This is a genomic window from Photorhabdus stackebrandtii (assembly GCF_011189495.1).
Classification (GTDB): domain Bacteria; phylum Pseudomonadota; class Gammaproteobacteria; order Enterobacterales; family Enterobacteriaceae; genus Photorhabdus; species Photorhabdus khanii.
This window is the reverse complement of the sequence record NZ_PUJV01000031.1, coordinates 36059-42250: the sequence shown is the minus strand read 5'-3', so window position 1 is coordinate 42250 and position 6192 is coordinate 36059. Positions and strand designations below refer to the sequence as shown.

Sequence of the window (6192 nt, the reverse complement as noted above, 5' to 3'; positions counted from 1 at the left end):
TGTGGCGTTTCGTTTCATTGTCAAGGTCGCTCTTTATTCAGACCCCTAGATTCACCCGGTGATACGGGCGGTTCCCTCCGTCATTGCCGTGGGAACAACTTCAACAAACAACTTCGTGTCGCAAATTCGCAGTTAATGTGAGCTAAAACCCAATTTCATTTTCATTTTATCTGAGCTGAAAAATGAGATAAATGCGAGCCCACGAGATTTCAAACGCGAGCCGTTACAACTAGCGAGTGTGCTGGCAGCGGTAGAGAAAGAAAAGCCGGGTACAATAAAAGTCTACGAGGAGAAAAAGAAAGCATTCTGTGAACAATCACCAGATGCGTGTAAGCAAGCCAGTGATATGGTTAGTTTCGGTACTGACTTCATACCGGTTGCTGGGGACATTAAAAGTTTTGCTGAGGCGCAGAGTGCAATAGATTATTTTGCAGCGGCAGTAGGGATCATCCGGGGGCGGGTAAGGTCGCCGGTAAATCTATTAAAGCGGTAGAAAAAGCGCTGGCTAAAGGTGATGTAACAGAAGCTTCCAGGTTGATAAATTAAAGGTTAAGTGGGTTGATGAAAATACAAACATGAGTCAACGGGCTAAAGGTTACAATGATTCTGCTTCAGGTGCTCGTTCAAATATTGAAACTAAAAAAGGCAGGCTCCCAGTATTGATAGAATAGATGCTTATGGAAAAAACAAACCTTGTACAGTGCACGAATGCCATCCAGCGCCTGTCTTGCCGTCGGATTGTTGTTGGCCTGGTATTGTTCAAAGAACTTGCGACGGGCGTGGGCCCAGTACCCCGCTTCGGTGATGTCAGCCCGGGCATGCAGCGCGTTGCAACCGGCATAATAATCCGTCACCAATGTGCCGCCTGCACACTCTGTGCATCCCGGCTACTGCGGCCGGGATGCAGCTCATAATACACCCCCGCAGGCGAGGTATCGGGGCCAGTGACATACGTCCACAGATCTGCTAAATTTTAGGGCTGACAAGTTATAGAAGGATTACTTACCTATTAGTTCGTAAAGTCAATGAGAGGTGCATTAATTGCCTGAGGTTTTCTCTGTTCGTACCCCAGGCATGATTGTAGAAGAAGCTCTTTAAGTTAATAAAAATTTTTCAGGTATGTAACGATTAAAGTTATTGATTCGACAATATTCTTCTAATTGAAGACTGGAGTTAATACTTATTTTATGATATATCTTTGTCATATGATTTTCAATTTCACTAAAATCAAGATTTAATATTGTTCCAATCTGATGCCTTGTGTATTTCTGTAAGAAAAGAAAAATAATATCCCATTCACGTTCAGTAAAAAAATCTGTCGGTGGTTGGAGTAAAATGGATGAGGGAAATTTATTATGATATTGATACAGACAGGTTAATGAATAGTCTTTCGCCTTCCAACAATGATATATAACGCCTATACAATTTCCGTCCTCATGATAAAAAGGCATCTTTTCACAGAAATAAGATGATAGAATTTTGTCTTTACCAAATACATGCGTTTCAAGTGAACATACTCTTTGCTCTTTTTGCATAACTTTTTGATCATGATCAATATATTCCTTTGCAAATTCAGCGCCATTCCAAGGAAGCTCATGATCATAAAGTCCACTGTAATCAAATAATTCTGAGAAATTTTTGATAGAACTTAACGCTTTATTACCATAAATAAAACATGAAGAACTATCTTTTACTCCCCAAGGCTCATTACTTAATTCCATTGTGTTGATAATTTGAGATGATAATACGGCGAAGTTCTTCATATTTTAAAAAATCCTTTATAATTTAATAGCTAAGGAAGAATTTTGCTTACTGGATGCACAAATCTTTCTGGTACATAGAGATCATAATCATTCGTGCGGCAATATTCTTCTAATTGGTAACTAGAGTTAATGCCAATCCGTAAGATATGGGTTTCAACAATGACAAAAATTTATCGTTCCCGAATATATGTGTTTCAAGCGAACATACTCTTTCTTCGTTCTTCATCACACTTTGATCGTGAATAACGTATTCTTTTGCAAACTCAGCTCCGCCCCAGTGGAGTTCATCGTCATACCGCCCTTCGTAATCAAATGAGCTGTCAAAATTTTGAAAAGCTTTACACGCTTGATTACCAAAAATCCAGCACGAATTTTTATCCTTTATTCCCCAAGGTTCATTACTTTGCTGCATAGTATTAATAACTTGAGGGGAAATACTTAATTTGCTAGCATAGTTCATAATGAAATCCTATTGTAAAGTTAAGTTAGTAATTTCGGTTTATAACTCTTTACTGCCAATAGTGATAAAACGTTCTGGAATATAAAGATGATAGTTATTTTTCTTACAGAAATCAGATAATTCTGTATGTAGTGGTAAATTAAATTTCTGGTAAATTGACTGAATATGATCAACAACATCTTCTGTGCTCACCATTAATTCTTTACCGATACTCTCTTCATCTTGTGAGCGTAGGGTCAAAAAAAGCACTTCCCACTCGGTTTGCGTCAATATATTATTAGGCGGTATAAATTCCAAGGTTGATGGTGATGTTCTCTCATAATAGTAAGAAACAGAAAAATCTTGAGTTTTATACATATGAAAGAAGGTCCCAATGCAATCATTATTCTCATCAAAAAGGGGAAATTTATCACAAATATAGGTTTGTTTGACGTGACTTTCTCCAAACTGATATGTTTCAAGTGAAGTTACGCGTTGCATAGTTTGAATAGCTTTTTGCTCCTGACGGTGGAATTCTTCTGCATATTCAGCAATAGGTGAGGGCAGTTCACCTATAGAACGTCCTATAATATCGAAATCTTCAGGAAGGTTGATAAGTTGATAAAAAGCAGCGTTAGCATAAATAAGTTTTGACTGGCAATCTTTAGCACCCCACGGTTCATTGCTTCTTTTCCACATATTAATCAATTGTGGAGTGATATTTGGCATCTTTCTTTTATTTGTCATAAAAACATCCTTAATTTATCATAGAATTTTTAAATAACTATACAATAGAACATAATAATTTACTCGTCAAAAACCACAGTTATGTTATTTGACATGAAATGCATTTTATGTTCTTAATAATATTTTATTTAATTGACAGTATGTTATTGTGATAATTTCATTGTGAAATAATTATTTCAATTATCAATTGTTATTAACCTAAATACCGATTGATTAGGGGTCCGCTTGGAAAACGGAAAATATCCCACGCTAAGACTGTTTTTTATACAAATCGATATCAACAGTGCGTAATGGCCGGTATTTTCCTACCCCCAGTTTGACATTATTACGCCAGACATAATCTCCACTCAGATTGATATGCTCCCATCCTAGAGGCGAAAGATGTGATACCAGGTGCTCATTAATCGAAATTCCTTTTCGCTTCAGAGAATCAATCGCTCTTTCTATATATACCGTATTCCACAGTGCGATCGCTGATGTCAGTAACGTCAGCCCGCTGGCGCGATAACTTTGATTCTCCAGCCCACGATCCCTGATTTCACCTAGTCTGTGCATAAAAACGGCACGGGAAAGCGCATTACGGGCTTCGCCTTTATTCAAACCCGCCTGTACGCGTCGGCGCAGACTGGGGTCGCGAAACCAATCCAGCATAAACAATGTTCGCTCAATGCGACCAATCTCTCTCAGCGCTTTGGCCAGTCCGTTCTGCTTCGGATAGCTGGCTAACTTTTTCATCATCAGGGATGCTGTGACTGTCCCCTGTTTAATCGAGCTTGCCAGACGCAAGATTTCATTCCAGTGTGATTCTATATCTTTGATGTTCAGTCTGGTTGTGGATATCAGTGACTGAAGCCCTGGATATTGTTCTGCTTTTCCGGGAATAAACAGCCTCTTGTCATGGAGATCTCGGATCCTTGGTGCAAAAGCAAATCCCTGCAAATACATCAGCGCAAAAACATGTTCAGTGAAACCTGCCGTGTCAGTGTAATGTTCTCTAATTTCCAGGTCGCTTTCGTGATACAGCAGGCCATCAAGCACGTGAGTTGAGTCTCGTACTCGGCTGATTACTTTGGTGTAGAACGGACTGTATTGGTCTGATATATGGGTATAAATTTGCACTCCCGGCTCCTGACCATATTTAAGATTGACCTGCCCCGCATAACGTCCATGGCTGCCGACCCGAAAGTTCTGCCCGTCTGACGACGATGTTGTCCCATCGCCCCAGAAAGCGGCCAGAGGTCGCGTTTTCTGAATATTGACCAGCTCGGCCAGTGCAGATGAATAAGTTTCATCCCTGATGTACCATGCCTGGATACCTTCGAGTGATGATTTTGTTGCTCCAGGGCAGGACTCGGCCATTTTTGTCAGCCCCAGATTGATCCCATCAGCCAGAATGGTGGTCAGCAATAGCTTTTTATCTTTTGGTCTGACGTTATTATTTTTGAGATGCGTAAAGTGATGAGTAAAACCGGTCCAACTGTCTACTTCTTCCAGTATCTCTGTAATTTTCGGATGAGGAAGCATCCCGTAAACTAGATCGGCAAAAGGTGAGGCCTCGGAAGGAACACTGTTCTCTAATGGCGTGATTTTCACACCTTTATCGGATATTTCAACATCGGGCAACTCACCGGACAGTGCCATTGCATTCACTTTCTCTAAACGCGATGCCAGAAGAGTGAGCCGAGCCTGAAGGTATGATTGGCAGTCGGTCTGAACGGCCAATTGTAACTGATTATCGTGTCGGAATTTTTCAAACTCAGTTGCCGGAATGAGATAATCATCAAAATTTCTGTAGCGGCGAGATCCCTTTACCCAGATATCACCGGACCGCAATGCGCCTTTAAGCTCATTAAGGACGCAAAACTCATAGTATTTTCGGTCAATGCCCGATGGCGTCAGTACCAGTTTACGCCAGCTTTCAGGAATAAATCCAGTTGGTGCTGCTGCCGGAACTTTGCGAAGCTGTTTACGGTACATTTCCCTTATGGTATCCAAGGCATCACTGAGAGCCTGTGCAGCAGGCACCGCTATGAACTGTAATGCCAACAGCATACGCGGTGCATATTTTCGCAGCGTACTGTATTTTTCAGTGATCAGGTGAAGCGGGTCGAAATTATCCTTACGGGACAGAAACCGCGTTTCTTCCAGGCTATTAATGAATTCCTGCCAGGGAAGGGCATCTTCTATCGCCGCCCAGGGGTCTTCACCGGACTCTCTGGCCTGAAGCAGTGCCTGACCGACAGTAACATATTGCTTCAGCTTGTTTTGAATGAGTTTTCCAGTCAGCTGAAGCTTTTCGGCCTGAGTGCGTTTTGCCCGGCTGAACAGACTGCCAATAATGCGTTCGTGCAGCTCAATAATCTCGTCAGTCAATGTAGCCCGAGCTTCCTGAATAACACAAACCAGCGTGGCGTAACGTCTAGTATCGGCAAATTTTGTCAGGTCTCTGCTGCTCATTTTCCGGCCCTCACGTGCCAGTTTAAGCAGCCGGTTTTGGTGAACGGAAAGTGTAATACCTTCAGGTAATCCCAGCGCTGAGATAGCATTAAGCCGGTCTATATGTTGCAGGACGTTTTTACCGTTGATTTTACCCGGCGGCTGAAGCAGCCAGGCCAGACGGGAAGGTTGTTCCCCCTCAGATATAAGCAGGCTGTCCAATGCTAATTTATGTTTTTCTTCAAGCGATGCAGTGAGTGTGGAAAATACAGATCTGTCAGCGAGTGTGACAACCTCAGCAAGCGTTCGTTCTATCACCTCAACAGAGGGAAAAATAACATTATTGCTATGCAACCAGCTGAGCATTTCTTCGGCAAGCATAAATCCTTTATCTGTACGCATGGCATAGGAATGCAGATGTCGGATGCAATCTTTTTGTCGTGTTTGATTGAACGGAGATAATTTTAGGTAGCGATAAAGCTCGGTTAAGTGTTCCCAGCGGGTTTGTTCTCTCGATGCATATTCATGCCATAAATCAGACGAAACTTTAAGTTGGGAAGCTATTCTGGATACAACACCATTGTGAGGAGCATTGTTTTTGTCCGGCAGAAACCCGGGGCCACGTAGATAACAAAGTAATACAGCAAAGCCCAGGCGGTTTGCTGGCCGGCGGTGTTTATTAATGAGTGCAATATCATTTGCATTCAAAAAACACATTCTGGTCAGAATAATCTCATCATCCGGAATAACCAGTAAGCGATCCTGTTCTTCATTACTCAGTATCTGTCTCCGTGGCATAATGTTTAG

Annotated in this window: 4 protein-coding genes and 2 pseudogenes; 1 reads left to right on the top strand and 5 read right to left on the bottom strand. The window is 41.8% G+C overall.

What is annotated here, in order from left to right; genetic code table 11:
• The first annotated feature begins 238 nt into the window (after positions 1–238).
• Entirely contained in the window at positions 239–493 is a 255-nt protein-coding gene (locus C5470_RS22975) for a DUF4765 family protein (RefSeq protein WP_242688134.1), read from the top strand.
• 196 nt (positions 494–689) lie between these two features.
• Here the strand turns inward: C5470_RS22975 and C5470_RS18655 are convergent.
• The 5 genes and pseudogenes from C5470_RS18655 to C5470_RS18635 form a co-directional block, all read right to left on the bottom strand.
• Positions 690–967, bottom strand: a pseudogene (locus C5470_RS18655) (IS66 family transposase); the annotation flags it as partial.
• A gap of 127 nt (positions 968–1094) precedes the next feature.
• Positions 1095–1763 carry a PAS domain-containing protein gene (locus C5470_RS18650; RefSeq protein WP_166291194.1) on the bottom strand — a complete coding sequence of 223 codons (669 nt, stop codon included), beginning with the start codon at positions 1761–1763 and terminating at the stop codon, positions 1095–1097.
• Between the two features lie 29 nt (positions 1764–1792).
• Positions 1793–2223 (bottom strand): annotated as a pseudogene (locus C5470_RS18645) (hypothetical protein).
• A 39-nt stretch (positions 2224–2262) separates the two neighbouring features.
• Positions 2263–2949: a PAS domain-containing protein gene (locus C5470_RS18640; protein ID WP_166291192.1), complete on the bottom strand. Its 687-nt coding sequence runs from the start codon at positions 2947–2949 to the stop codon at positions 2263–2265.
• Positions 2950–3198: 249 nt separating this feature from the next.
• Positions 3199–6183 (bottom strand): Tn3 family transposase, encoded by a 2985-nt coding sequence (locus tag C5470_RS18635; protein ID WP_166291190.1) that lies wholly within the window; start codon positions 6181–6183, stop codon positions 3199–3201.
• Positions 6184–6192: the final 9 nt, after the last annotated feature.